This window comes from Rhodococcus sp. 15-2388-1-1a, assembly GCF_002259145.1.
Lineage (GTDB): Bacteria > Actinomycetota > Actinomycetes > Mycobacteriales > Mycobacteriaceae > Rhodococcoides.
The window spans coordinates 83,143-106,430 of the sequence record NZ_NPFP01000032.1; the positions used below are offsets into that span (position 1 = coordinate 83,143).

The window sequence follows — 23,288 nt, forward strand, 5'->3', positions numbered from 1 at the left end:
CCGTTCGCACGCACCGATATCGAAGGAGGACATCGAATGATCGTTCGTACCACGCAGGAGATCACCGGCACCGACCGCGACATCTCGAGCGAAGACGGCAACTGGCGTAGCAAGAGAATCATTCTCGGCGGCGACAAGGTCGGATTCTCGTTCCACGAGACCACGATCCAAGCGGGCACGGTGAACAACTTCCACTACGCCAACCATGTCGAGGCCGTCTGGCTGATCGAAGGCGAGGGAACGCTCACCGACCGTGAGACCGGCGAGACCTACGAGCTCGGTGCGGGATCGATGTACCTGCTCAACGGGCACGAGCGGCACACCGTCGAGCCACGTACTCAGATGCGCATGCTCTGCGTGTTCAATCCTCCCGTCGTCGGCAACGAGACGCACGACGAGAACGGCGTGTACCCCCTCGTCGAGGTACCCGCGTAACACCAGCACGTCCTCACGGCCCGCACCGACGTAATCCACGTCCGTGCGGGCCGTCGACGTCGGTACGGTGCTCATCCGGCGACGGGTCGCTACCCTGGACGAAGTGAATGCGTCCCCTGTGTCCGCGGCCCTGTACGAGCAACTGACTTCCCTGCTCGACGGCAGGACCGTCACCGTCGTCAGCGGCGCAGGCATGTCCACCGACTCCGGGATTCCCGATTACCGCGGTCCGCAGTCACCGCCGCGCAACCCGATGACGTTCCAACAGTTCATCGGTGACGCCGAATTCCGTCGGCACTACTGGGCACGCAACCACGTCGGGTGGCGACACATGGACGCGGCGGTGCCCAACGAGGGCCACCGAGCACTCGCCCGACTCGAACGGGCGGGCGTCGTCACCGGCATCATCACCCAGAACGTCGACATGCTGCACACCAAGGCAGGCAGCCGACACGTCATCGACCTGCACGGCGTCTATGCCCGAGTTCGCTGCCTGAGCTGCGAGCGACTGATCTCGCGTTTCGAGCTGGATCGGCGACTCGATCGTGCCAACCCCGGCTTCCTCGAGTCGGTTGCGCCTGCGGACGGCGTCGAGATCGCCCCCGATGCCGACGCGATCATTTCCTCGACCGAGCACTTTCGCATGGTCGACTGCGAATCATGTTCGGGGATACTGAAACCCGATATCGTCTACTTCGGTGAGAGCGTGCCCAAACCGCGCGTGGCCGAGGCATACGATCTCGTCGACCGAAGCGACGCGCTGCTGGTACTCGGATCCTCGCTGACCGTGATGTCGGGCTTGCGTTTCGTCAGGCACGCGTCCAAGACTTCGAAGCCCATCGTCATCGTCAACCGCGGTACCACCCGCGGCGACGAATTCGCTTCTCTCACGGTGCATGCCGGCTGCTCGGAGGTGGCGACCGCGTTGGCCGACGACGTCGATCAGGCCGGAACCAGATCGTCGGCGTGAACCACCGGGCGCTGTAGCTCCGCGGCCAACTCCCCTGTCGACCGCCCGAGCATCCCGGCCAGCTCGCCCGAGTCGTACGCGACGACTCCGCGAGCCACCAGCACGCCGACGTGGTCGACCAACGAGACCACGTCGCCGCCGTGGAAGGATCCCGTCACCGAGGTGATGCCGGCGGACAACAACGATCGTCGCCGCTCCACCACCGCACGTACGGCCCCCGCGTCGAGGTGCAGTTCTCCCGCAGCATCGGCGGCATGACGGACCCAGAACTTGCGCGCCGACAACCGCGTCGGCCGGGCCGCGAAAGCGGTACCCACCGCGGACGTCGTCAGCGCATGAGCAGCATCGGATGCCGCGGCCAGCAGGACGGGAACACCCGCGTCCGCCGCGAGACGCGCAGCGGACAGCTTGGACGCCATTCCGCCGGTGCCGAGTGCTCCTCCCGAACCGGCGACGACGCCGTCGAGATCCTCGGGGCTGGTCACCTCCGGGATCAGTGTCGCCTTCCCCTTGCGGGGATCACCGTCGTACAACCCGTCCACGTCCGAGAGCAGGAACAGTGCATCCGCACCGACGAGGTGGGCAACCAGAGCAGCCAGGCGATCGTTGTCGCCGAACCGGATCTCCGCGGTGGCGACCGTGTCGTTCTCGTTGACGATGGCCACGGCACCGAGCGATCGCAGCCGGTCGAGGGTGCGCTGAGCATTGCGATGGTTGGTTCGCCGCGCGATGTCCTCGGCTGTCAGCAGAACCTGTCCGACCGTGCGCCCGTACCGGTGGAACGACGAGCTCCACGCATGAACGAGAGCGAGCTGACCCACGCTCGCTGCGGCCTGTTTGGTCGCCAGGTCTCGTGGACGCTTGGTCAGGCCCAGCGGTGCCATCCCTGCGCCGATCGCACCGGAGGACACGACCACCACGTCGGTGCCGCTACGCATCCGCGATTCGATGGCGTCGGCGAGCAGATCGAGTCGACCCAGATCCAGACCGGTGTCGAGGCTGGTGAGCGCCGAGGAACCGATCTTGACCACGATACGCTTGGCGTCGGCGATCGTGCGACGGGTATCGGTGAGAGCCTCTGCGAGCGAATCGGATTCACGCACCGCCACCACGTCTACTCCTGTTCGGTATCGAGCCCGCGACGTACCTGGCGGGCATGCTTGCGTTCGGATGCGCCGATACGCTCGACCTGATCGAGACGGGCATCGGTACCACGGCCTGTCATCGTGATCTCGACACCGGCCGGAGTCTGCGGTTCCCAGTCGAACGACACGTCGCCGATGGTGACCGAAGCACCGGGCTGAGCGCCGGCCTTGATCAGCGCATCCTCGACTCCGAGCCGCGCGAGACGGTCGGCGAGGTAGCCGACGGCCTCGTCGTTGGTGAACTGCGTCTGGCGCACCCACCGCTCCGGTCGGGTTCCGCGAACGATGAAGCCGTCCGGGATGTCCGGATCCTTGACGACCTTGAAGCTGTCGTCGTTCCGAGCGACCGGGCGCAGCACCTGACGCCGCGGCTCGGGAGCCGGATGCGCAGTGCGGTACTCCTCGACGAGCTTCGCCAACGCGAACGTCAGCGGCTTGAGACCGGCACGCGTCACTGCAGAGATGGTGTACACGGGCCAGCCACGGGACTCGAACTCGGCGGTGACCATCTCGGCGAGCTCGGCACCCTCCGGAATGTCGGCCTTGTTCAACACCACGATGCGGGGCCGATCGGCCAGATCGCCGAGGCTGGCATCCCCGGACAGAGCCGGCTTGTAGGCGGCCAACTCGGCTTCGAGGGCGTCGACGTCGGAGATCGGATCACGGCCGGGATCCAGTGTGGCGCAGTCGACGACGTGTGCGAGAACGGCACAGCGTTCGAGGTGACGCAGGAAGTCGAGACCGAGACCTCGGCCCTGGCTCGCTCCGGGGATCAACCCGGGAACGTCGGCGACGGTGAAGGTGGTGTCTCCGCTGGAGACCACTCCGAGGTTGGGCACCAGTGTGGTGAAGGGGTAATCGGCGATCTTCGGCTTCGCTGCGGACAGCACCGAGACCAGCGACGACTTACCGGCCGACGGAAAACCGACGAGGCCCACATCGGCGACGGACTTGAGTTCGAGGACGAGCTCGCGCTCGATACCCTCTTCGCCGAGTAGCGCGAACCCCGGTGCCCGCCGAGCCTTCGATGCGAGAGCAGCGTTGCCGAGGCCACCACGTCCGCCCGGAGCGGCATCGAAACGTGTTCCCTCGCCGATCATGTCGGCGAGCACGTTGCCCTTCTTGTCCAGGACGACGGTGCCGTCGGGGACCTTGAGAATCAGGTCCTCGCCGTTGGCACCCTCACGGTTGCCACCCATGCCCTGAGTTCCGTTGCCTGCCTTGGCATGGCTGGAGAAGTGGAAGTCGAGCAAGGTGTGGACGTTGCTGTCGACGACGAAGACGACTCCGCCGCCCTGTCCTCCGTTACCACCGTCCGGGCCACCGAGAGGCTTGAACTTTTCGCGGTGAACCGAAGAGCAGCCGTTGCCACCTTTGCCGGCGCTGACGTGCAGCACCACGCGGTCGATGAATCGTGACATAGCTGTCTTCGATCCTTTCTGAAAGAAAAAGCGGGGAAAAAACACGATAGGGGCGGACCGGTCTCATGACCCTGGTCCGCCCCTATCGGGAGCTGTGAACGTACGCCCTGGATGGTCGACTCGAGCAGTTGCCCGGCCGCGTCGGCCATCGTGAGCGCGAGCGCTGCAGAAGGACTAGGCCTCTACAGCGACCGGAACGATGTTCACGGTCTTGCGACCGCGCTTGGCACCGAATTCGACTGCGCCCGGGGCCAGTGCGAACAAGGTGTCGTCGCCGCCACGGCCGACGTTGACGCCGGGGTGGAAGTGCGTGCCGCGCTGACGAACCAGGATCTCGCCTGCGCCTACGGTCTGGCCGCCGAAGCGCTTGACACCGAGGCGCTGAGCGTTCGAGTCGCGACCGTTACGGGAGCTTGATGCACCCTTCTTATGTGCCATGTTGCATACCCTCCTCGGGGTGAATCAGCTTGGAAGAACGCGGGTCTGGAAAGACCTGGTTACTTGATGCCGGTGACCTTGAGGACAGTGAGCTTCTGCCTGTGTCCCTGACGCTTGTGGTATCCGGTCTTGTTCTTGAACTTGTGAATGCGGATCTTCGGGCCCTTGGTGTGCTCGACGATCTCACCGGCGACCGAGATCTTCGCCAGCTTGTCTGCATCTGTGGTCAGGTCGGATCCGTCTACGACGAGGACCGGAGCAAGCGAGACAGCAGTGCCGGGCGCTCCCTCGATCTTCTCGACCTTGACGAGGTCACCAACAGCGACCTTGTACTGCTTTCCGCCGGTCTTGACGATCGCGTACGTTGCCATCGGAGGGCTACCCCTTGCTTCTTCGAACTTGCTCGCGTTGCGCATGGCAACACGACTGGTCTGGTAAAACGTGTTTGCTTGCTCCCTATCGGCCGGCCGGGATGATGATCATCTCGACCCGCTCGAGAACCGTTGTTTCCTACAGGACCACTACGGCACAGCAGAACGGTGTCACCGGGAGCGACTTATCAAGGTTACGGCAGAGAGACGGCCAGGGTCAAACTGCCTGAACTGCTAGGCATCGATGTCCACCGGAGGACCTGCAGGCCGCGCTGCTGCGCGCCGTCTGCGAGGCCGTGCTGCGGGCACGTCCACCGGCTCCACGGGCTGATCGGCCGCCGCCGTGAGCGGTGCCGACGCCTCGTCGGGTGCAGCCCCGGGCTGGTCGGAAGACGTGGTGTCCACCGAATCCTCCGTGGCAGGTACGACGATGACCATGCCCGCGTCGGGCGCAGTGCCGGTGGGCGCGGCAGCCTTGCGTGCCACCCGCCGTCCGCGTCGAGCCTTCGGTGCCACCGGCACCGACGGCTCGTCGGAGGGCTGATCGGTCCGAGTCTCGGTGGCCTCGTCGGCTGCCGTGACGTTCGTCTCCGCGTCGGCCACTGCTGCGGCCGCTACCTGTACATCATCGGCGGAGACCACGGTCACCACGGCGTCGCCGTCGGGTGCTTCGGCCGGTGCCTGTGTCTCGACATCGGCGGGGCTGACGTCGGCCACCACGTCGTCGTGATGCGCCGCCATGGCCAGTGCCACCGGATGCGCTCGTTTGATCGACGGATCGACCACGGGGTGATCGTGTCCGTCTGCCCGATCGTTCGAGGAAGCCCGATCGTTGCCGTCCGTCCGGTCGTTGCCGTCGGCCTTGTTGTCCTTGCCACGTCGACGCCTGCTGCTCGTCCCCGAGTTGCTGGACTCCGCACGCGACGAGTTCGACCGACCGCCGTCGTTGTCCGGCTTGGCGTCGATGGGGAACGGGTGCACGACGATGCCGCGACCCTGGCAGTGCTCGCACGTGGTGGAGAACGCCTCGACGAGCCCCGTACCGAGCTTCTTGCGGGTCATCTGCACCAGTCCGAGCGAGGTCACCTCGGAGACCTGATGGCGAGTCCGGTCGCGTCCGAGGGACTCGGTGAGTCGCCGCAGTACGAGATCGCGGTTGGACTCGAGCACCATGTCGATGAAGTCGACGACGATCATGCCGCCGATGTCTCGCAGACGCATCTGGCGAACGACTTCCTCGGCCGCCTCGATGTTGTTGCGGGTGACCGTCTCTTCGAGGTTGCCGCCCGAACCGGTGAACTTGCCGGTGTTGACGTCGACGACGGTCATCGCCTCGGTGCGATCGATCACCAGGGTGCCGCCCGAGGGCAGCCAGACCTTGCGATCGAGAGCCTTGGCCAGCTGCTCGTCGATGCGATGCGCAGCGAAGACGTCGACCGAACTGCCGTCGGCCTCGTATCGGTGCAGCCGCTCCATCATGTCCGGGGCCACGGTCTCGACGTAGTTGGACGTCGTCGTCCATGCCTTGTCGCCCTCGATGACGAGCTTGGAGAAGTCCTCGTTGAACAGGTCTCGGATGACCTTGACCAGCATGTCGGGCTCTTCGTACAGCGTCTGTGGTTGCACGCCCTTGCCGGTTTCGGCGTTGGCCGAGCGTTCTTCGATGCTGGCCCACTGCGCCTGCAGGCGAGTCACGTCACGTGCGAGCTCTTCCTCGCTGACGCCCTCCGCTGCGGTGCGGATGATGACGCCTGCCTCGGGAGGCACGATGTCGCGGAGGATCTCCTTGAGCCGCTTGCGCTCGGTATCGGGCAGCTTGCGGCTGATGCCGGTGGAGCTTCCACCGGGCACGTAGACGAGGAAGCGACCGGCGAGCGACAGCTGCGTCGTCAGGCGAGCACCCTTGTGTCCCACCGGGTCCTTGCTGACCTGGACGAGAACCTGATCGCCAGGCTTGAGGGCCTGCTCGATCTTGCGCGCGCTTCCGCCGAGACCGGCGGCGTCCCAGTTGACCTCGCCTGCGTACAGCACACCGTTACGGCCACGGCCGATGTCGATGAACGCTGCTTCCATGCTGGGCAGCACGTTCTGAACGCGGCCCAGGTAGACGTTGCCGACCATCGACGCGGTGGCACTGCTGGTGACGAAATGCTCGACCAACACGCCGTCTTCGAGCACGGCAACCTGTGTGGTCAGCGGGTGATCCGGTGTCGCCTTCTCGCGCACGACCATGACGCGGTCCACGGATTCGCGGCGCGCCAGGAACTCGGACTCGGTGAGGATCGGCGGCCGACGACGGCCGGCATCGCGCCCGTCGCGGCGGCGCTGACGCTTGGCCTCGAGACGCGTCGAGCCCGTGATTCCCTGAACCTCGTCCCGGGGTGCCCGACTCTTGTTGCGCGGCTCGCGCTCGTGCACGACCGTGTTGGGCGGATCGTCCTCGGACGACGCGCCCTCGGCAGCGGCCTCGGCTCCGGTCTTGCGCCGACGACGGCGACGGCGACGGCGGCTGGATCCGTCCCCGTCCGAACCACCGTTGTCGGAGTCGTCGTAGTTGTCCTGGGCACCCGAATCGGACTCGTCGTCGTCCTCGGCCGAGGAGTCTGCGGTGCGGCTGTCGTCGGAGGAGTCGGACGAATCCGAGTTCTGCCGGTCCGAGGTACGGCTGCGAGTGCGTGATCGACGCGAACGTCGTCCCGAGTTCGACTGCTGCTCGTCACTTGACGAGGACTCGTCCGAGTCTGCGCTGCCGTTCGAGTCCGCCTCGGTCGACTCTTCGGTGTCGGAGCCGTCTCCGGAATCGTCGTTCGAGTTCTCGTCGTTCGAGTTGTCGTCGTTCGAGTTCTCGTCCGAGGACTGCTCGCCGCGACCACGGCCGCGGCCACGGCGGCCACGACGACGGCGTCGAGGCTGAGATTGATCGTCGTCGCCGTCACCGTCGGTCGAGCTCTCGGCCGCGGCCGACTCGTCGGCCTCGGAAGAGGAGGACCGGTCGGTCGAGACGGCAGAGATCTCCGGCGCACCGGTCTCCGGCGTCACTGCGGACTCGCTGCTGTCGGTGTCAGCGCTGCTCTCGGTGTTCGCGACCTCGTCCTTGGGCGCGGCCTTGCGGCTGCGGCGACGCCGAGCCGGGGGCTCGGTCGGTGATTCGGTCGATTCCGTTGCCGGGGCATCCACGGCGGCGGGCTGCAGAAACAGTGGGGTGGCGAACGTCGTCGCGGTGGGCTGGTCGGCCGTTGCGTCGGGCTCGGCAGCCTGCTGCTCCGGAGCCGGCGCGTTGGTGAACAGCTGCGGCTCGGACCACGGAAGCTCGCCTGCGGGCTCATCGGCATCGGGCACCGGAGTCGGCTCGGCAATCGACGAATCGACCGTCGGCGCTGCGGGGGCGTTGACCGAATCGCGAACGGACTCCGCAACGTCACGGCTCAGGCTCGACTGAGCACTGCGCGCTTCGATGCCGAGCTCACCGAGGGTGACCAGCAACTGTTTGCTGGTGACACCCAGAATCTTGGCCAGTGCGTGAACACGCAGCCTGGTCGGCAGCTCGATGGTGTCGGGTTGTACCGACGACACCGTGTCGGTTTCCGCAGACGACACCGCGCCGGAGGGCTCCGTACGATCTGCGTTTGCGTTCTGTACATCTTCGGGCGGGCTTTGATCGGCCACGTAGTCTCCTCGGGCCCCCGGGCGCGTCCATCCGACTTCGGGTGTGACGCGGCCACGCGAGGGCAATCCTTGTGTACTCACGTCGGGTTGGACGTCAGCTGTTCGGTCTCGCTCCGCACCCGAGCCGATGACCACTTCATAGTTCTCGATGGTCGACGACAGCGTGTGCAGTGCCTGGCTGGATGGTGGTGTACCGGCGATCCGAGCGCCTGATCATCAAGCAAGAACGCGAACGAGCCTGTCTCTCGTTCGAGCATCTGCGATGACGGGCAGCGGATAGACGACAGTCATCCGATCGAATCCACGACACCGGTCTAGCGAACTTCGGTGAAGCCTGGGCTTCGGGTGGAGCGTGAAACCTGTACCTACTGGCGACGTGGAGTCGATCTGTTGTCGAGTATCCCACACGCTGTGATGCGTACTCGCCACGCCGCACCGATCGGGTTCCGAGCGGATGCGGCGTGACGACGAGAACGCTGCTTTTTCTGTCGAGGGTGGAACGGTCAGGCGAGACCGGGGAACCAGAGTGCGATCTCGCGCTCGGCCGATTCCACGGAATCCGATCCGTGTACCAGGTTCTGCTGACCGTCCAGCGCGAGGTCACCGCGGATGGTGCCGGGAACCGCCTTGGCCACGGGATCGGTGCCGCCTGCGATCTGGCGGAACGCAGCGATGGCGCGGGGGCCTTCGAGTACCGCGGCCACCACCGGTCCGGACGTGATGAACTCGAGGAGTTCGGGGAAGAACGGCTTGCTCTCGTGCTCCGCATAGTGAGCCGAGGCCAATTCGCGGGAGACGGTCTTGAGCTCGAGTGCGACGATGCTCAGACCCTTCTTCTCCACGCGGCCGAGGATCTCTCCTACGTAACGCCGGGCAACTCCGTCGGGCTTGATCAGTACAAGGGTGCGGTCGGTCACGTCGACGACACTAATGGAACACGGCGATGCGGCGCGCGGCGCATCGCCGAAACCGACGGGCTTCCCTGTCAGTCGCGCTGCCCCGGCAGCATTCCTCGTCGGATGCGCTCGGTGATGTCACGGCGCAGGTACAGCAGATACAGCCAGACCGCGATGAAGATCAGGCCGACGGCTCCGATGGAAAGGTGGAACACGGCCCCGGCCAGAACGAACACCTGGAGAACGAGGTTGAGCTTCATCGCCCATGGCTCCCCCTGCTTTCCTGCAGCCAGGATCATCACGACGGCCAACGCCACGATGTACGTCGTCGAGAACCAGGTCGCACCGCCACCGAGGGTGGCCACCACCGGCAGCGCGAGCAGCGTCACGATGGCTTCGAGCACGAGAGTGCCCGCCGCGACACCGCGGAAGCCCTTCCACGGATCGTTCGTGGGTGGTCTGAACTCTGTCTCGCTCACGCGGGGTCCTTTCCGAACAGAGTGCGAGCTGCACCGACGGTCACCACGGATCCGGTCACCACGACTCCGGCACCGGACACGGCCTCGCCCGGCTCGGCGACTTCCTCGGCCAAGCCGATGGCAGTCTCCAGGGCATCGGGCAAGGTCGACGCAACCACCACCCGTTCGTCGCCGAACTTGGCCACTGCGACGTCGGCCAACGCGTCCACGTCCATCGCCCGCGCCGACCCGTTGTGGGTGACGACGATGTCGTCGAACACCGGTTCCAGTGCCTCGAGAATCGCTCCGACGTCCTTGTCCGCCATGACGCTGACGACGCCGACGAGTTTGCGGAAGTCGAATTCGTCGGTGAGGGCGGCTGCGAGCGCTGCTGCCCCGTGCGGGTTGTGCGCGGCATCGAGGAACACTGTCGGGGCGTTGCGTACCCGCTCGAGTCGACCGGGGTTGACGATCGTGGCGAACGCAGCGCGCACGGTGTCCTGATCGAGCTGGCGATCCGGCCCGGCACCGAAGAACGCCTCGACCGCAGCGAGTGCAAGGGACGCATTGTGCGCCTGATGCTCGCCGTGCAACGGAAGGAAGACGTCGGTGTACACCCCACCGAGCCCCTGCAGTTCCAGTTGTTGGCCACCCACGGCGATCTGCCTGCCGAGCACGGTGAATTCCGATCCGGCCCGCGCCACCGCGGCGTCCGCCTGCACGGCTGCCCGCAGCAGGACCTCGGAGACCTCGGGTTGCTGCTTCGCCAGAATCGCGACCGTGTCACGCGGCACGAGCGATTCCGGTGCCTTCTTGATGATCCCAGCCTTCTCCCCCGCGATCCCCGCGAGATCGTCGCCGAGGAACTCGACGTGATCGAGGCCGATCGGGGTGATGACGGCAACCTCACCGTCGACGACGTTGGTGGCGTCCCAACGCCCACCGAGCCCGACCTCGATGACGGCTACCTCGACCGGAGCCTCGGCGAACGCCGCGAACGCCATGGCCGTGACCACCTCGAACTTGCTCATGCGAGGTCCACCCGCAGCCTCGGACTGCGCGTCGATCATGTCCACGAACGGTGCGATCTCGTTGTAGGTGTCGACGTAGAGCCGGGGCGAGATGGGCCGCCCGTCGATGCTGATCCGCTCGGTCGCCATCTGCAGGTGCGGACTGGTGGTGCGGCCCGTACGCCGATGGAATGCGGTGAGGAGCGCATCGATCATGCGGGTCACCGAGGTCTTGCCGTTCGTGCCGGCGACGTGAATCGACGGGTACGCCTTCTGCGGGGAGCCGAGCAGATCCATCAGCGCCGAGATTCGAGCAGTCGACGGTTCGATCTTCGTTTCGGGCCAACGCTTGTCGAGCTCGGCCTCCACGAGAGCGAGCTCGGCCAGATCGACCGGACTCGGCGGAGGTAGGGGCAGGGCGGCGTCGGGTTCGGTCACTTAGCTTCCCATCGATTCGAGCCGCGCCGAGATGCGTGCGATCTCTTCGCCCGCGATCGTCTGGCGTGTTCTGATCTTGTCCACCACCGCATCCGGTGCCTTCGCGAGAAACGCTTCGTTGCCGAGCTTGCCGGTGGTCTGCGCGAGTTCCTTCTCCGCAGCGGCGAGATCCTTGACCAGCCGGGCCCGCTCGGCGACGAGGTCGACGGTGCCCGAGGTGTCGAGTTCGACGACCACGGTGGCCTTGCTCAGGCGCACCTCGACCGACGCCGTCGCGGCGAAGTCCTCGGCGGGCTCGGTCAGTCGAGCCAGTGCGGTGACTGCCGAAATCTGCCCGTCCAGATCGGATTCGGACACTCCGACGATGCGGGCCGCCACCTTCTGGGACGGCTTGAGTCCTTGATCGCTGCGGAATCGGCGAATCTCGGTGATCAGTCGCTGCATATCCTCGATGCGTTGTGCCGCAACGGGATCGAGAGACTCGACGGCCGGACTCGGCCACGCCGCGATCACCAGCGACTCGCCGCCGGTGAGCACCTTCCACAGCGTCTCGGTGACGAACGGGATCACCGGATGCAGCAGCCGAAGCAGAGCGTCGAGGACGTTACCGAGAACCCCGCGCGTGGTGGCGGCGATGGTCTCGTCGGCGAATTGCACCTTGGCGATCTCGAGGTACCAGTCGCAGACCTCGTCCCAGGCGAAGTGATACAGCGCCTCGCAGGCCTTACTGAACTCGTAGCGATCGAACGCCGAATCCACCTCTGCCCGAACCTCTTCGAGTCGATCGAGGATCCATCGGTCGGCGTCGGTCAGCTCGGCACGGGCAGGCAGATCTGCCGGTGCCGCGCCGTTCATCAGGGCGAACTTGGTGGCGTTGAACAACTTGTTGGCGAAGTTGCGCGACGACTGCGCATGGTCTTCGCCGACGGACATGTCGGCACCCGGGTTCGCACCGCGAGCGAGCGTGAAGCGCAACGCGTCGGCACCGAAACGATCGACCCAGTCCAGAGGATCGATTCCGTTGCCGCGCGACTTCGACATCTTCTTGCCGAACTGGTCACGAATCAGGCCGTGCAGAAACACATCTCGGAACGGAACCTGCGGCCCCTGCTTACCTGCGGTGATCGCGTCGTCCGCTCCGACGTAGGTGCCGAACATCATCATGCGGGCGACCCAGAAGAACAGGATGTCGTATCCGGTGACGAGAACGCCGGTGGGATAGAACTTCTCGAGATCGGCCGTGGCGTCGGGCCACCCCATCGTCGAGAAGGGCCACAGCCCGGACGAGAACCAGGTGTCGAGAACGTCGGGATCCTGCTCCCAGCCCTCCGGTGCGCTCTCCCCCGGTCCGAGGCAGACGGTCTCGCCGGCGGGTCCGTACCAGATCGGAATCCGATGACCCCACCACAGCTGACGCGAGATGCACCAGTCGTGCATGTTGTCGACCCAGGCGAACCAGCGCGGTTCCTGACTCTTGGGATGAATGACGGTGTCGCCGTTCCGGACTGCGTCACCGGCCGCCTTCGCCAGGGTGTCGACCTTGACCCACCACTGCAGCGACAGGCGCGGCTCGATCGGCTCACCGCTGCGCTCGGAGTGGCCGACGCTGTGCAGGTAGGGGCGCTTCTCGGCGACGACGCGGCCCTGCTCGGCCAGTGCCTCACGAACCTTCACACGCGCCTCGAAGCGGTCCATACCGTCGAATTGCGTTCCGGTCTCGGCGATCCGGCCTGCCTTGTCCATGATCGAGGGCATCGGCAACGAGTGCCGCACGCCCATCTCGAAGTCGTTGGGGTCGTGAGCCGGGGTGATCTTCACTGCGCCGGTGCCGAATTCGGGGTCGACGTAGTCGTCGGCGATGATCGGGATCCGGCGTCCGGTGAACGGGTGCTCGAGGGTGGTGCCGACGAGAGCCTTGTACCGCTCGTCGTCGGGGTGGACCGCAACTGCGGTGTCGCCGAGCATCGTTTCGACGCGGGTTGTCGCGACGATGACATGTGGTTCGGAGTCGTCGAGCGAGCCGTATCGCAGCGACACGAGTTCGCCCTCGACGTCCTCGAACTTGACCTCGATGTCGGAGATGGCGGTCTGCAGCACCGGCGACCAGTTGACCAGTCGCTCGGCGCGGTAGATCAAACCGTCGTCGAACATCCGCTTGAACATGGTCTGCACGGCCTCGGACAGGCCGTCGTCCATGGTGAAACGCTCTCGGCTCCAGTCGACACCGTCGCCGATGCGCCGCATCTGCCCACCGATGGTTCCGCCCGATTCACGCTTCCAGTCCCAGACCTTGTCGATGAACAGCTCGCGGCCGAACTCTTCCTTGGTCTTACCCTCGGCGGCGAGCTGCTTCTCCACCACGGTCTGCGTGGCGATTCCCGCGTGGTCCATACCCGGCAGCCACAGCACCTCGTACCCGAGCATCCGCTTGCGACGACTCAGCGCGTCCATCAACGTGTGGTCGAGAGCGTGACCCATGTGCAGGCTGCCCGTGACGTTGGGCGGGGGCAGCACTATGGAGTAGGGCGGCTTGCCGCTGGTGGCGTCGGCTTCGAAGTACCCGGCGTCGACCCAGGACCGGTACAGCTCCGCCTCGACCGCACTGGGATCCCAGCTCTTGGGCAGGTCGATCGAATCGGCGGGGTTCTCTGAGTGCTCTGGCGCTGAACTGGTCACCGGTCGATTCTAGTGGCCGAGGATTCGGGGCATCGACACCCTCTCGCCCAGCACGTGCTCCGCCAGGAATGCCAGCACCACCTCGTACCAGACCTTGGCGTGCTGGGGACTCAGAATCCAGTGGTTCTCGGCCGGGAAATAGAGGAAACGATGCTCGGTGTTGCCCTCGTCGTCGGCGGGCAGACCGGATTCGCTGAGCAGTTCGTACCACAGCCGCAGGCCCTCGCCGATAGGCACGCGATAGTCCTTGTCGCCGTGGATGACCAGCATCGGCGTCGCGATGTCCGCGACGAACAGGTGCGGGGAGTTCTCCACCGCCATCTCCGGAGACATCTCGCGGGCCCAGTAGTACGGCGCATCGGTGGTCGGCCCGAATTGATCGAGCGCCCACAGGCTCGCATGGGTGACGATGGCGTCGAACCGGTCGGTGTGTCCGGCGATCCAGTTGGCCATGTAGCCGCCGAAGGATCCGCCCATCGCCGCGGTGCGGGTGTCGTCGATCTCGGGTAGCCCGGCCGCGACATCGGTCAACGCCATCAGATCGGTGAACGGGGCCTTGCCCCACGCTCCCCAGCCGCGCTGCACGAACTCCTGGCCGTACCCGGTGGACAGGGCCGGATCCGGCAGCAGCACGGCGTATCCGCGGGCCACCATCAGCCACGGGTTCCACCGCCACGACCAGGTGTTCCACGAGCCGAGCGGACCGCCGTGCACCCACAGCAGCAGTGGTGCGGGCGCCGCGTCCGAGGCACCCTCGGGCAGTGCCAGCCAGCCGCGCACCCGGGCACCGTCGTCGACGACGGTGTCGATCTCGGTGAGAGTTCCCGGCAACGGACAGCGGTCGATGGAGGTGTCGAGGTCGACGACGGTGCCGTCGGACAGGTCGATCGAGACCGGATGCGGAGCGGCCAGATAGGACGCGGCGAGTGCCAGCACCCTGGTTCCGTCCGGGGACACGTGAACGTGGGTGTACGCATCGTCGGTGTTCGTCAGCCGACGCGGCTCCGCGCCGTCACGGACGACGAATATCGGGGACCGGCCGTCGTCGTCTGCGGTGACCAGTACCCCCGACCCGTCCGGCAGCCACACCGGGTCGATCGGCCACCGATCCCAGCCGGGCGCGACGTCGACGACCGAGGAGGACTCGAAATCGTAGCGCTGCAGCGTCATTCGCGGCGCGTCCTCGGGAGTGGAGAGCGATTCACGCACGAACACCACGGACGCGCCGTCGGGCGAGATCGCAGGCGCGCCCAGGTCGGCATCGACGTCGTCGACGATCGTGGTGCGCTCCCCCGTCGCGGTGTCGATGCGCACCAGCACGGTCCGCACGGTCGCCAGAGCGCCGGGGACGGCCCAGGTGGACACGACGAAAGAACCGTCGGCAACGACATCGAATGCCGCTTCGTGGAGTGCCCCGGCCGCACCGGGGGTGAGATCGCGCAGTCCGGTGGAACCCTCCGCCGATCCCGAGAACAAGTGTGGGGTCGCCGGGCCCAGGTCGTGATCCCAGAAACGCACCGGAACCCCGGTGTGCAGAATTGCATCCACCTTGTTCGCCTTGCGCTCGGTGCGCAGGGCGTCGTCGTCCTCATCGGTGCTCGACGATCCGAACACCGGCGAGAACCCGACGAGCCCGAGTCCGGATCGGGCGGTTCGGACCTCGCTCAGACCGGCCGACCGAGTCTCGAGCACTCGCGCCTCGCCGCCCGACGCAGGCAGAATCCACAGCCGGGCCGGATCGTCCTTGCTGGACCGGCGAGAGAACAACAGATCGCCCGCCGAGGTGAACACCGGAGCGCTCTCACCCCACTCGCCGTGAGTGAGGCGTCGGGCAGGCGAACCACCGTCGACATCGATCTCCCACAACGACGTTCGGTACTCGGTCCGCGAATCGTCCAGTGCAGCAATCGCGATCACCGCCCGCGAAAAATCGTGCGATGCCGCCAGGCCCGTGACTCGACGGGCTCCGATGTACTCGTCGACGTCGTCGTACATGCTCATCCAGCGAGCCTAGCTTCACCGGTCGACCGATCGAGTCAATCCGCAGGCTCCACTCCTGCCCTCAGTCCTCGCCGAGGTCCTCACGCAACTGAGCGAGGGTGCGAGCCAGAATTCGCGAGACGTGCATCTGCGAAATCCCCACCTTCTCGGCAATCTGCGTCTGGGTCATCGACCCGAAGAATCTGAGGACGACGATTCGACGCTCTCGCTCGGGCAGCTTCTCGAGTGCAGGGCGCACCGCGAGGTAGCTCTCCATCTTCTCGAGTTCTGGATCGTCGGCACCGAGGGTGTCCATCAGCGGCAACCGATCCTCGCTGACCACCGAGTCGACCGAGACGGTCTGGTACGCGCTGCGCGCAAGCAATGCCTGCGAGGCTTCCTTGACGTCGATCCCGAGTTCGGCGGCGATCTCGCTGGCGGTCGGAGCTCGACCGAGCTTCTGCGACAACGACCCCACCGCCTGGGAGATCATCGAGTTCAGTTCCTTCATGCGCCGCGGCACCCGGACCGACCATCCGGCGTCGCGGAAGTAGCGGCGAGCCTCGCCCATGATCGTGGGTACGGCGAACGACACGAAATCCGATCCACGTTCGATGTCGAACCGGTCGACTGCGTTCACCAGACCGAGACGTGAGACCTGCAGGAGATCCTCGTGTGCCTCGCCGCGACCGCCGAAGCGGCGCGCGATGTGTTCTGCGAGAGGGAGGCAGCGCGTGATGATGCGATCGCGCAGTACTCGGCGCTGCGGAGAGTTCTCGTCGAGCGCCTGCATCTGCTGGATCAGTGCGACAACGTCGCTGTAATCGTCGGACTCTCGCCGTGTGCTTCGTTCGTGCGGCACAGGCACTAGACCTTGCTCCTCCGCTTGACCACGTCGATCGCGACCGCGCGACCCGCCTGGCCCTCGACCGCGTCGTCGGCGCGCAGTTCGATGGTGTCGGTCAACGTCTGCAACACGTGCCAGCCGAAGCTGTCCTTCTTGGGCACGGACGTGGGTGTCAACGTGGATGTGACGACGATCCGGATTCCGGAGTCGCTCACAGCGAACGTGCAGGAGAGCTCCGCATCGGTGACCGAGCCCTTGATCAGCTGCGAACACACCTCGTCCACGACCAGCTTCACATCGGCGATGTCGTCGAGCGTGAAGTCGCTGAGCACTGCGAGAGTCTCGGCGACCGCGCGAACCACCGGAAGTTGGTCGGCCTCGGCACGCACCCTCAGCTCGACCGGTGCACCGGAACCTCGCTCCAGTTCTTCGATCTTGCTGACCCCAGCCATCCGCACTTCCCATCGTCGCCGAGCAGTGTTCTTACCGTTCGCCGAGTCAGACTACCCAGCGCACGGCGTTTCAATCCTGGCAGTCGAGCAACCGGGCCCGCCGATCGTTCGATTCGCACCGATGGCAGGTGAACAACGTCCCGGCCGGCATGACGCGGGCGCAGCGAACTGGCACGATCATCGATGTGGACTACTCGCAGGCACTTCGCTCTCTCGCCCGACGTCTCGGCACATCGACCTCGTACCGAGGCTGGGACGACACCGAACACGAAGTGAGCGACGACACCCTGCGTCAGGTGCTCGCCGCACGCGGCTACGCAACCGAATCCACCGAGGACGTCGACCGCGCTCTTGCCGACATCGAGAACGCGCCGTGGCGGCGCTTGCTTCCGCCCGTGGTGGTGGCCACGCAGGGCACCGATGCCGTGGTGTGGGTGCATGTGCCACACGGCAATCCGGTCGAGGTCTCGATGGTCTCCGAGGAGGGTGAGACCATCGAGGTGGCCCAGGCCGACGTCTGGGTCGATCCCCGGGAGGTCGACGGCCGCCTCATGGGTCGCGCCACGTTCGTCGTTCCGGGTAATGCACCGCTCGGTTGGCACAGCCTGACCGCGACGACCATCAGCGAGGACAACACGGTCCGAACATCGGACGCGGTCGTGGTGGTCACTCCGAAGTCGTTGTCCCCCAATGCAGAACTGGCAGACCGGCAGCGGACGGGTTTGCTCACCCAGTTGTACTCGGTGAGGTCGAGACGATCGTGGGGAATCGGTGATCTCGGCGATCTGGAGGACATGGCCGACATCGCCGGCCGCGAGCACGGGTTCGACTACCTCCTCGTCAATCCGCTGCACGCCGACCGACCCACCACACCGGTCGAGGCGTCGCCCTATCTGCCGACCACCCGCCGGTTCTTCAACTCGCTCTACATCCGAGTGGAGAACATTCGTGAAACCGCGCTGCTGTCACCGGAACAGTTCGGCAAGGTCCAGAAAGCGGCGAAGCGGTTCGACAAGGCCAACAAGCGAACCGGAAAGCTGAACAGAGACTCGACCTTCACGGCGAAACTGCGTGCCATGGAACGTGTTCACAAGGTCGAACGGAGCCCGGCGCGCGAATCCGCATTCCGCGCGTTCGTCGAACGCGAGGGTTCCGGACTGCGTGATTTCGCGGTGTGGAGCGCCCTGGCGGAGAAGTTCGGACCCGAGAATTCGGCCTGGACCGACAAGGCAGCACACCCGCGGACCGACTTCGTGCTCGAGCAGCGCACCAAGCTCGCCGAGCGCATCGACTTCCACATGTGGCTGCAGTGGATCTGCGACGAGCAGTTGGCAGCCGCGCAACGCTCGGCACTCGATGCGGGGATGGACATCGGCATCATGCACGACCTCGCCGTGGGCGTTGCGCGCGGTGGAGCCGATGCCTGGGCTCTGGGTGACGTGTTGGCGTCGGGAGTCACGGTGGGCGCGCCGCCGGACAACTTCAACCAGCAGGGCCAGAATTGGAACCAACCCCCGTGGGATCCGGACCGGCTCCGCGAACTCGCGTACGTCCCCTACCGCGACATGCTGCGCACCATCCTTCGTCATGCCGGCGGCATCCGCGTCGACCACATCCTGGGCCTGTTCCGCCTGTGGTGGATTCCACAGGAGGCCGAGAATGCCGGCGGCGGAACGTATGTCGAGTACGACCACGAGGCTCTGATCGGCATCCTGGCTCTGGAGGCCGAGCGCGCAGGCGCAGTGGTGGTCGGTGAGGACCTCGGTGTCTTCGAGCCGATGGTGCAGGAGTACCTCACCGAACGCGGCATCTTCGGCACCTCGATCCTGTGGTTCGAGGCCGACGAATCGGGGCCGATCCCGCCGGAGAACTACCGCACTCTGTGTCTGACGTCGGTGACCACGCACGATCTGCCGCCCACGGCCGGTTATCTCGACGGCGAACACATCGACCTGCGATCACGTCTCGGCCTGCTCGAGCGCGATATCGATTCCGAGAAGGAGGTCGACGCGCGCAAACGTGAGGCAGTTCTCGACATGGCGCGCGAGCGCGGATTGCTCGGCGCCGACGCCGACAACCACGACACGGTGGAAGCTCTGCATCGCCTCGTCCAGCGCAGTCCATCCCTGCTGATCGGTGTCGCTCTCGTCGACGCTGTCGGAGAACACCGCATTCAGAACCAGCCCGGTACCGACGAAACCCAGTACGAGAACTGGAAGATCCCGTTGGCCGACGCGAAAGGCAAGCGAGTGCTCGTCGACGATCTCGTCGATCACCCCCGCATGGTCTCGTTGGTGAGCGCAATGGCCCACCGAGTCGACGGCCCGAGAACGCCGGGGTCCACAATCGAAGAATGAGTCACCGAAGTCACCGCGAATCGAGCCGATACTGATGGGCCGCATCACCACCCGCAGGCCCGTCGTCCGACTCCGAGGTGAGCACCGCGTCGAACGCCCCGACACCCTCGTGGTGGAGGAGCCGCTCGAGTTGCGGGTGAACGGCGTAGCGCTGGCCGTCACCATGCGCACTCCCGGACACGACGTCGAGCTCGTTCACGGCTTCCTGCTGACCGAAGGTGTGATCGCCTCGGGAGCCGACATCGCAGCGGCTCGTTACTGCGACGGAGTCGACGACGAGGGCGCGAACACCTACAACGTCCTCGATGTCACCCTGGCCGAGGGAGTCGCTCCGCCGGAGACCGGCGTCGAACGGAACTTCTACACGACGTCCTCGTGCGGGGTGTGCGGCAAGGGGTCGTTGGACGCAATTCGCTTGCGCACCGAACACTCCCCCGTGGCCGATTCCGTCGTCGTGACGTCGGCAACTCTGTCCGGGCTACCCGACACGCTGCGCGCTGCGCAGAAGGTCTTCGACACCACCGGCGGTCTGCATGCCGCAGCCCTGTTCACCGCAGACGGCGAGATGCTTGTTCTGCGTGAGGATGTCGGACGCCACAACGCCGTCGACAAGGTCGTCGGCTGGGCGGTGACCAACGATCGGATTCCGCTGCAGGGCACGGTGCTGATGGTCAGCGGCCGCGCCTCGTTCGAATTGGCTCAGAAGGCGGTGATGTCCGGAATACCGATTCTCGCGGCGGTCTCGGCCCCGTCCTCGCTCGCGGTCGACCTCGCGACCGAATCCGGCCTGACGGTCGTCGGCTTCCTCCGCGGTCGGTCGATGAACATCTACTCACACGCCGACCGCGTTCTCGTCTCAGAGGGCAGCGTCGACCAGTAGTTCGGCAGCGGTCGCGTTCCTGACCTCGTCCACGGACACACCGGGCGCGGTCTCGACGAGACGCAGCCCGTTCGCGGTGACGTCGAGAACGGCCATGTCGGAAATGATCCTGTGCACGCAGCCCTTCCCGGTGAGCGGCAGGGTGCAGCGCTCGACGATCTTCGGCTCACCCTTGCGAGAGACGTGCTCCATCATCACGATGACGCGTCGCGCTCCGTGCACCAGATCCATCGCGCCACCCATCCCCTTGACCATGTGCCCGGGGATCATCCAGTTCGCCAGATCACCGGTGGCGCTGACCTGCATCGCCCCCAGTACCGCGACGTCGACCTGACCGCCACGGATCATTCCGAACGACTGTGCGGAATCGAAGTAGGACGCACCGGGAAGGACCGTGATGGTCTCCTTGCCCGCGTTGATGATCTCGGCGTCGAGTTCGTCCTCGGTGGGATACGGTCCGACGCCGAGCACTCCGTTCTCCGAATGCAGGATCACCGAGACGTCGGTGGGGATGTAGTTGGGCACGAGAGTCGGCATGCCGATGCCGAGATTGACGTACTGACCGTCGCTGAGTTCCTGCGCCACCCGAGCCGCCATCTGTTCGCGGGTCATCTTCTCGCTCATGCTCGTACCGTCCTCTGCTCGATGCCGACCTCGACCGGTCCGACATGGACCACCCGCTGCACGTGAATACCCGGGGTGTGCACCTCGTCGGGTCCGATCTCGCCCGGCTCGACGAGATGCTCGACCTGCGCGACGGTGATGCGCCCCGACGCGGCGGCAGGCGGATTGAAGTTTCGGGCACTGGCGTGGAACACCAGGTTGCCGTGGCGGTCGCCCTTCCAGGCGTGCACGAGCGCGTAGTCGGCGACGATTCCGCGTTCCATCACGTAGGTGACACCGTCGAATTCACGGGTTTCCTTGGGCGGACTGGCCAGTGCGATCCCGCCGCTGCCGTCGTACCGCAGCGGCAAACCGCCGTCTGCGACCTGAGTTCCGACCCCTGCGGGCGTGAAGAACGCCGGTATGCCGGCACCACCTGCTCGCAGTCGTTCGGAGAGGGTGCCCTGCGGGGTCAATTCGACTTCGAGTTCGCCGGAGAGATACTGCCGCGCGAACTCCTTGTTCGAGCCGACGTACGAACTGATGGTCCGGCGAATGCGGTGGTGTGCCAACAGCACTCCCAAGCCGAATCCATCCGTTCCACAGTTGTTGCTGATGGTTTCCAGATCGGTCGCGCCCTGGGCGAGTACGGCGTCGATGAGGATCTCCGGCACTCCGACCAATCCGAATCCGCCGACGGCAATCGACGATCCGTCGGGAATGTCCGCTACGGCTTCGGTGGCGCTGGCCACGACTTTGTCCAACATGAGACGCACGTTACCGCATATTGTGCGGAATATGAACAGGTTGCCACAATGCGAACATTTCGCTATTCTGGCTGTTGCGTAGATCACCACAATCGTGAGGAACCTTCGATGCTTCATCTCCCGCCCGAGTATCGGGATCAATCGGGGGTCCATGCCCCGCTCGACTTCCCCGAGTATCGGACCACCGCCCTTCGGCATCCCGCGCAGCCGCTGACCCTGCTCCCCCAGCGACTCACCGAGATCACCGGACCGGTGCTGGGCGAGGGACGCGTCACCGCCGCCGACTCGGACCTCACCCTGGCGAACAACGGTGAGGCACAGGGGCAGCGGATCATCGTGCACGGCCGCGTGCTCGACAGCGACGGCAAGGCGATTCCGAACACACTCGTCGAGGTATGGCAGGCCAATGCAGGCGGCCGATACCGTCACACCGGTGACCGGTGGCCTGCACCGCTCGATCCGCACTTCAACGGCAACGGTCGTGTACTCACCGATGCCGAGGGCAGGTATCGATTCACCACGATCAAGCCGGGCGCGTACCCCTGGGGCAACCACCACAACGCGTGGCGACCCGCCCACATTCACTTCTCACTGTTCGGCCAGGCGTTCACCCAACGACTGGTGACTCAGATGTACTTCCCGGACGACCCCATGTTCTTCCAGGATCCGATCTTCAACGCCGTGCCCGAGGACTCGCGTGCTCGAATGATAAGCACGTTCGATTACGAAGCGACACAGGAAAATTGGGCCCTGGGATTCCGATTCGACATCGTGCTGCGCGGCCGAAACGCAACCCCCTTCGAGGAGGACGACCACGATGACTGATCCCGAGTTCGCCCCGCGCTACCCGGTGAACGCAGGTGCCGACTTCGGTACCGCACCGTTCGGCCAGACCCCGTCCCAGACAGTGGGCCCGTACGTTCACATCGGATTGCTGTGGCCCGACGGTGAGAGCGTGGTCCCGCAGGGCACCGACGGCGAGATCACCGTGTCGTTCACCCTGATCGACGGAGCCCGAAACCCCATGTCCGACGGCATGATCGAGACCTGGCAGGCCGACGGCGACGGCCGGTTCGATCACCCCGACGATCCGCGCGGCGCGGTGCCGTCGCGCACCACAGGCTTTCGCGGCTTCGGGCGAGCGTTCGCCGACGAGACCGGAACGATGGCGATCACGACGATCAAGCCGGGGCCGCTGCCCGCCGAGAACGGTGCCGTCGAAGCACCGCACATCGACGTCGCAATCTTTGCCCGTGGAATGCTCGATCGAGCCGTGACACGAGTGTATTTTCCCGACGAAACCGACGCCAATGCGGTCGATCCGGTGTTGTCCGCCATGCCGGAGCACAAGCGTGCCAGACTCGTCGCAGCACCGGTGCACGGCGGATATCACCTCGACATCGTGCTGCAGAACACCGATCCGGACGGCGACGAGACTCCGTTCTTCGCGCTGTGACACACGATTGGCGAAAGGGGAC

General features: G+C 65.5%; 20 protein-coding genes. 6 read left to right on the forward strand and 14 right to left on the reverse strand.

The features are described 5' to 3' along the window. The first annotated feature begins 36 nt into the window (after window positions 1-36). Together CH302_RS18645 and CH302_RS18650 are read left to right on the forward strand one after the other, a co-directional pair. Window positions 37-435, forward strand: a complete 399-nt coding sequence (locus CH302_RS18645) for an ectoine synthase (RefSeq protein WP_032379201.1) — start codon at window positions 37-39, stop codon at window positions 433-435. A 103-nt stretch (window positions 436-538) separates the two neighbouring features. Next, window positions 539-1,405: a Sir2 family NAD-dependent protein deacetylase gene (locus CH302_RS18650; protein ID WP_037193597.1), complete on the forward strand. Its 867-nt coding sequence runs from the start codon at window positions 539-541 to the stop codon at window positions 1,403-1,405. Here CH302_RS18650 and proB read toward each other — a convergent pair. The 12 genes from proB to CH302_RS18710 form a co-directional block, all read right to left on the reverse strand. After that, window positions 1,378-2,517, reverse strand: coding sequence for a glutamate 5-kinase (gene proB, locus CH302_RS18655; protein WP_170945984.1), 1,140 nt, complete (start codon window positions 2,515-2,517; stop codon window positions 1,378-1,380). The genes CH302_RS18650 and proB overlap by 28 nt on opposite strands. Before the next feature lie 2 nt (window positions 2,518-2,519). Then, the gene (gene obgE / locus CH302_RS18660; RefSeq protein ID WP_037193128.1) at window positions 2,520-3,971 is read right to left on the reverse strand and encodes a GTPase ObgE; all 1,452 of its coding nucleotides are present in this window, start codon (window positions 3,969-3,971) and stop codon (window positions 2,520-2,522) included. A 174-nt stretch (window positions 3,972-4,145) separates the two neighbouring features. Further along, window positions 4,146-4,409 (reverse strand): 50S ribosomal protein L27, encoded by a 264-nt coding sequence (gene rpmA, locus CH302_RS18665; RefSeq protein WP_032379202.1) that lies wholly within the window; start codon window positions 4,407-4,409, stop codon window positions 4,146-4,148. Window positions 4,410-4,468: 59 nt separating this feature from the next. Then, a complete protein-coding gene (rplU, locus tag CH302_RS18670) occupies window positions 4,469-4,780 on the reverse strand; it encodes a 50S ribosomal protein L21 (protein ID WP_032394581.1) in 312 nt (103 codons plus the stop codon). Between the two features lie 234 nt (window positions 4,781-5,014). Continuing rightward, a complete protein-coding gene (locus CH302_RS18675) occupies window positions 5,015-8,446 on the reverse strand; it encodes a translation initiation factor IF-2 N-terminal domain-containing protein (protein ID WP_037193602.1) in 3,432 nt (1,143 codons plus the stop codon). 503 nt (window positions 8,447-8,949) lie between these two features. After that, entirely contained in the window at window positions 8,950-9,363 is a 414-nt protein-coding gene (gene ndk, locus CH302_RS18680; protein WP_032394582.1) for a nucleoside-diphosphate kinase, read from the reverse strand. Between the two features lie 68 nt (window positions 9,364-9,431). Continuing rightward, a complete protein-coding gene (locus tag CH302_RS18685) occupies window positions 9,432-9,821 on the reverse strand; it encodes a DUF4233 domain-containing protein (protein WP_037193130.1) in 390 nt (129 codons plus the stop codon). Continuing rightward, complete coding sequence (gene folC, locus CH302_RS18690) at window positions 9,818-11,248, reverse strand: bifunctional tetrahydrofolate synthase/dihydrofolate synthase (protein ID WP_052047856.1); 1,431 nt, start codon at window positions 11,246-11,248, stop codon at window positions 9,818-9,820. The genes CH302_RS18685 and folC overlap by 4 nt, the downstream gene beginning before the upstream one ends. Beyond that, window positions 11,249-13,924 carry a valine--tRNA ligase gene (locus CH302_RS18695; RefSeq protein WP_037193132.1) on the reverse strand — a complete coding sequence of 892 codons (2,676 nt, stop codon included), beginning with the start codon at window positions 13,922-13,924 and terminating at the stop codon, window positions 11,249-11,251. A 9-nt stretch (window positions 13,925-13,933) separates the two neighbouring features. Further along, complete coding sequence (locus CH302_RS18700) at window positions 13,934-15,925, reverse strand: S9 family peptidase (RefSeq protein ID WP_037193135.1); 1,992 nt, start codon at window positions 15,923-15,925, stop codon at window positions 13,934-13,936. Window positions 15,926-15,986: 61 nt separating this feature from the next. Next, window positions 15,987-16,772 (reverse strand): SigB/SigF/SigG family RNA polymerase sigma factor, encoded by a 786-nt coding sequence (locus tag CH302_RS18705; RefSeq protein ID WP_037193137.1) that lies wholly within the window; start codon window positions 16,770-16,772, stop codon window positions 15,987-15,989. Further along, window positions 16,772-17,203, reverse strand: coding sequence for an ATP-binding protein (locus CH302_RS18710; protein WP_037193139.1), 432 nt, complete (start codon window positions 17,201-17,203; stop codon window positions 16,772-16,774). The genes CH302_RS18705 and CH302_RS18710 overlap by 1 nt, the downstream gene beginning before the upstream one ends. Before the next feature lie 149 nt (window positions 17,204-17,352). On the opposite strand from CH302_RS18710, the gene malQ reads away from it, so the two are divergent. Continuing rightward, entirely contained in the window at window positions 17,353-19,560 is a 2,208-nt protein-coding gene (gene malQ, locus CH302_RS18715) for a 4-alpha-glucanotransferase (RefSeq protein WP_052047909.1), read from the forward strand. A gap of 34 nt (window positions 19,561-19,594) precedes the next feature. Further along, window positions 19,595-20,440, forward strand: coding sequence for a formate dehydrogenase accessory sulfurtransferase FdhD (gene fdhD, locus CH302_RS18720; RefSeq protein ID WP_037193141.1), 846 nt, complete (start codon window positions 19,595-19,597; stop codon window positions 20,438-20,440). Here fdhD and CH302_RS18725 read toward each other — a convergent pair. Both CH302_RS18725 and CH302_RS18730 read right to left on the reverse strand, forming a co-directional pair. Then, on the reverse strand, window positions 20,417-21,064 hold the full coding sequence (locus CH302_RS18725; RefSeq protein ID WP_037193144.1) for a CoA transferase subunit B: 648 nt from the start codon (window positions 21,062-21,064) through the stop codon (window positions 20,417-20,419). The genes fdhD and CH302_RS18725 overlap by 24 nt on opposite strands. After that, a complete protein-coding gene (locus CH302_RS18730) occupies window positions 21,061-21,810 on the reverse strand; it encodes a CoA transferase subunit A (protein WP_179274629.1) in 750 nt (249 codons plus the stop codon). The genes CH302_RS18725 and CH302_RS18730 overlap by 4 nt, the downstream gene beginning before the upstream one ends. A gap of 108 nt (window positions 21,811-21,918) precedes the next feature. On the opposite strand from CH302_RS18730, the gene pcaH reads away from it, so the two are divergent. Further along, window positions 21,919-22,635 (forward strand): protocatechuate 3,4-dioxygenase subunit beta, encoded by a 717-nt coding sequence (pcaH, locus tag CH302_RS18735; protein WP_037193146.1) that lies wholly within the window; start codon window positions 21,919-21,921, stop codon window positions 22,633-22,635. Next, window positions 22,628-23,266: a protocatechuate 3,4-dioxygenase subunit alpha gene (gene pcaG / locus CH302_RS18740; RefSeq protein ID WP_037193148.1), complete on the forward strand. Its 639-nt coding sequence runs from the start codon at window positions 22,628-22,630 to the stop codon at window positions 23,264-23,266. Before pcaH ends, pcaG begins: the two co-directional genes overlap by 8 nt. Window positions 23,267-23,288: the final 22 nt, after the last annotated feature.

Excerpts from the sequence above, each read along its gene's own strand:
- pcaH (WP_037193146.1), top strand. The coding sequence starts at position 21,919 with ATGCTTCATCTCCCGCCCGAGTATCGGGATCAATCGGGGGTCCATGCC.
- CH302_RS18730 (WP_179274629.1), bottom strand. The coding sequence starts at position 21,810 with ATGTTGGACAAAGTCGTGGCCAGCGCCACCGAAGCCGTAGCGGACATT.
- fdhD (WP_037193141.1), top strand. The coding sequence starts at position 19,595 with ATGGGCCGCATCACCACCCGCAGGCCCGTCGTCCGACTCCGAGGTGAG.
- malQ (WP_052047909.1), top strand. The coding sequence starts at position 17,353 with ATGACGCGGGCGCAGCGAACTGGCACGATCATCGATGTGGACTACTCG.
- CH302_RS18700 (WP_037193135.1), bottom strand. The coding sequence starts at position 15,925 with ATGAGCATGTACGACGACGTCGACGAGTACATCGGAGCCCGTCGAGTC.
- rpmA (WP_032379202.1), bottom strand. The coding sequence starts at position 4,409 with ATGGCACATAAGAAGGGTGCATCAAGCTCCCGTAACGGTCGCGACTCG.
- CH302_RS18710 (WP_037193139.1), bottom strand. The coding sequence starts at position 17,203 with ATGGCTGGGGTCAGCAAGATCGAAGAACTGGAGCGAGGTTCCGGTGCA.
- CH302_RS18645 (WP_032379201.1), top strand. The coding sequence starts at position 37 with ATGATCGTTCGTACCACGCAGGAGATCACCGGCACCGACCGCGACATC.
- pcaG (WP_037193148.1), top strand. The coding sequence starts at position 22,628 with ATGACTGATCCCGAGTTCGCCCCGCGCTACCCGGTGAACGCAGGTGCC.
- CH302_RS18725 (WP_037193144.1), bottom strand. The coding sequence starts at position 21,064 with ATGAGCGAGAAGATGACCCGCGAACAGATGGCGGCTCGGGTGGCGCAG.
- obgE (WP_037193128.1), bottom strand. The coding sequence starts at position 3,971 with ATGTCACGATTCATCGACCGCGTGGTGCTGCACGTCAGCGCCGGCAAA.
- rplU (WP_032394581.1), bottom strand. The coding sequence starts at position 4,780 with ATGGCAACGTACGCGATCGTCAAGACCGGCGGAAAGCAGTACAAGGTC.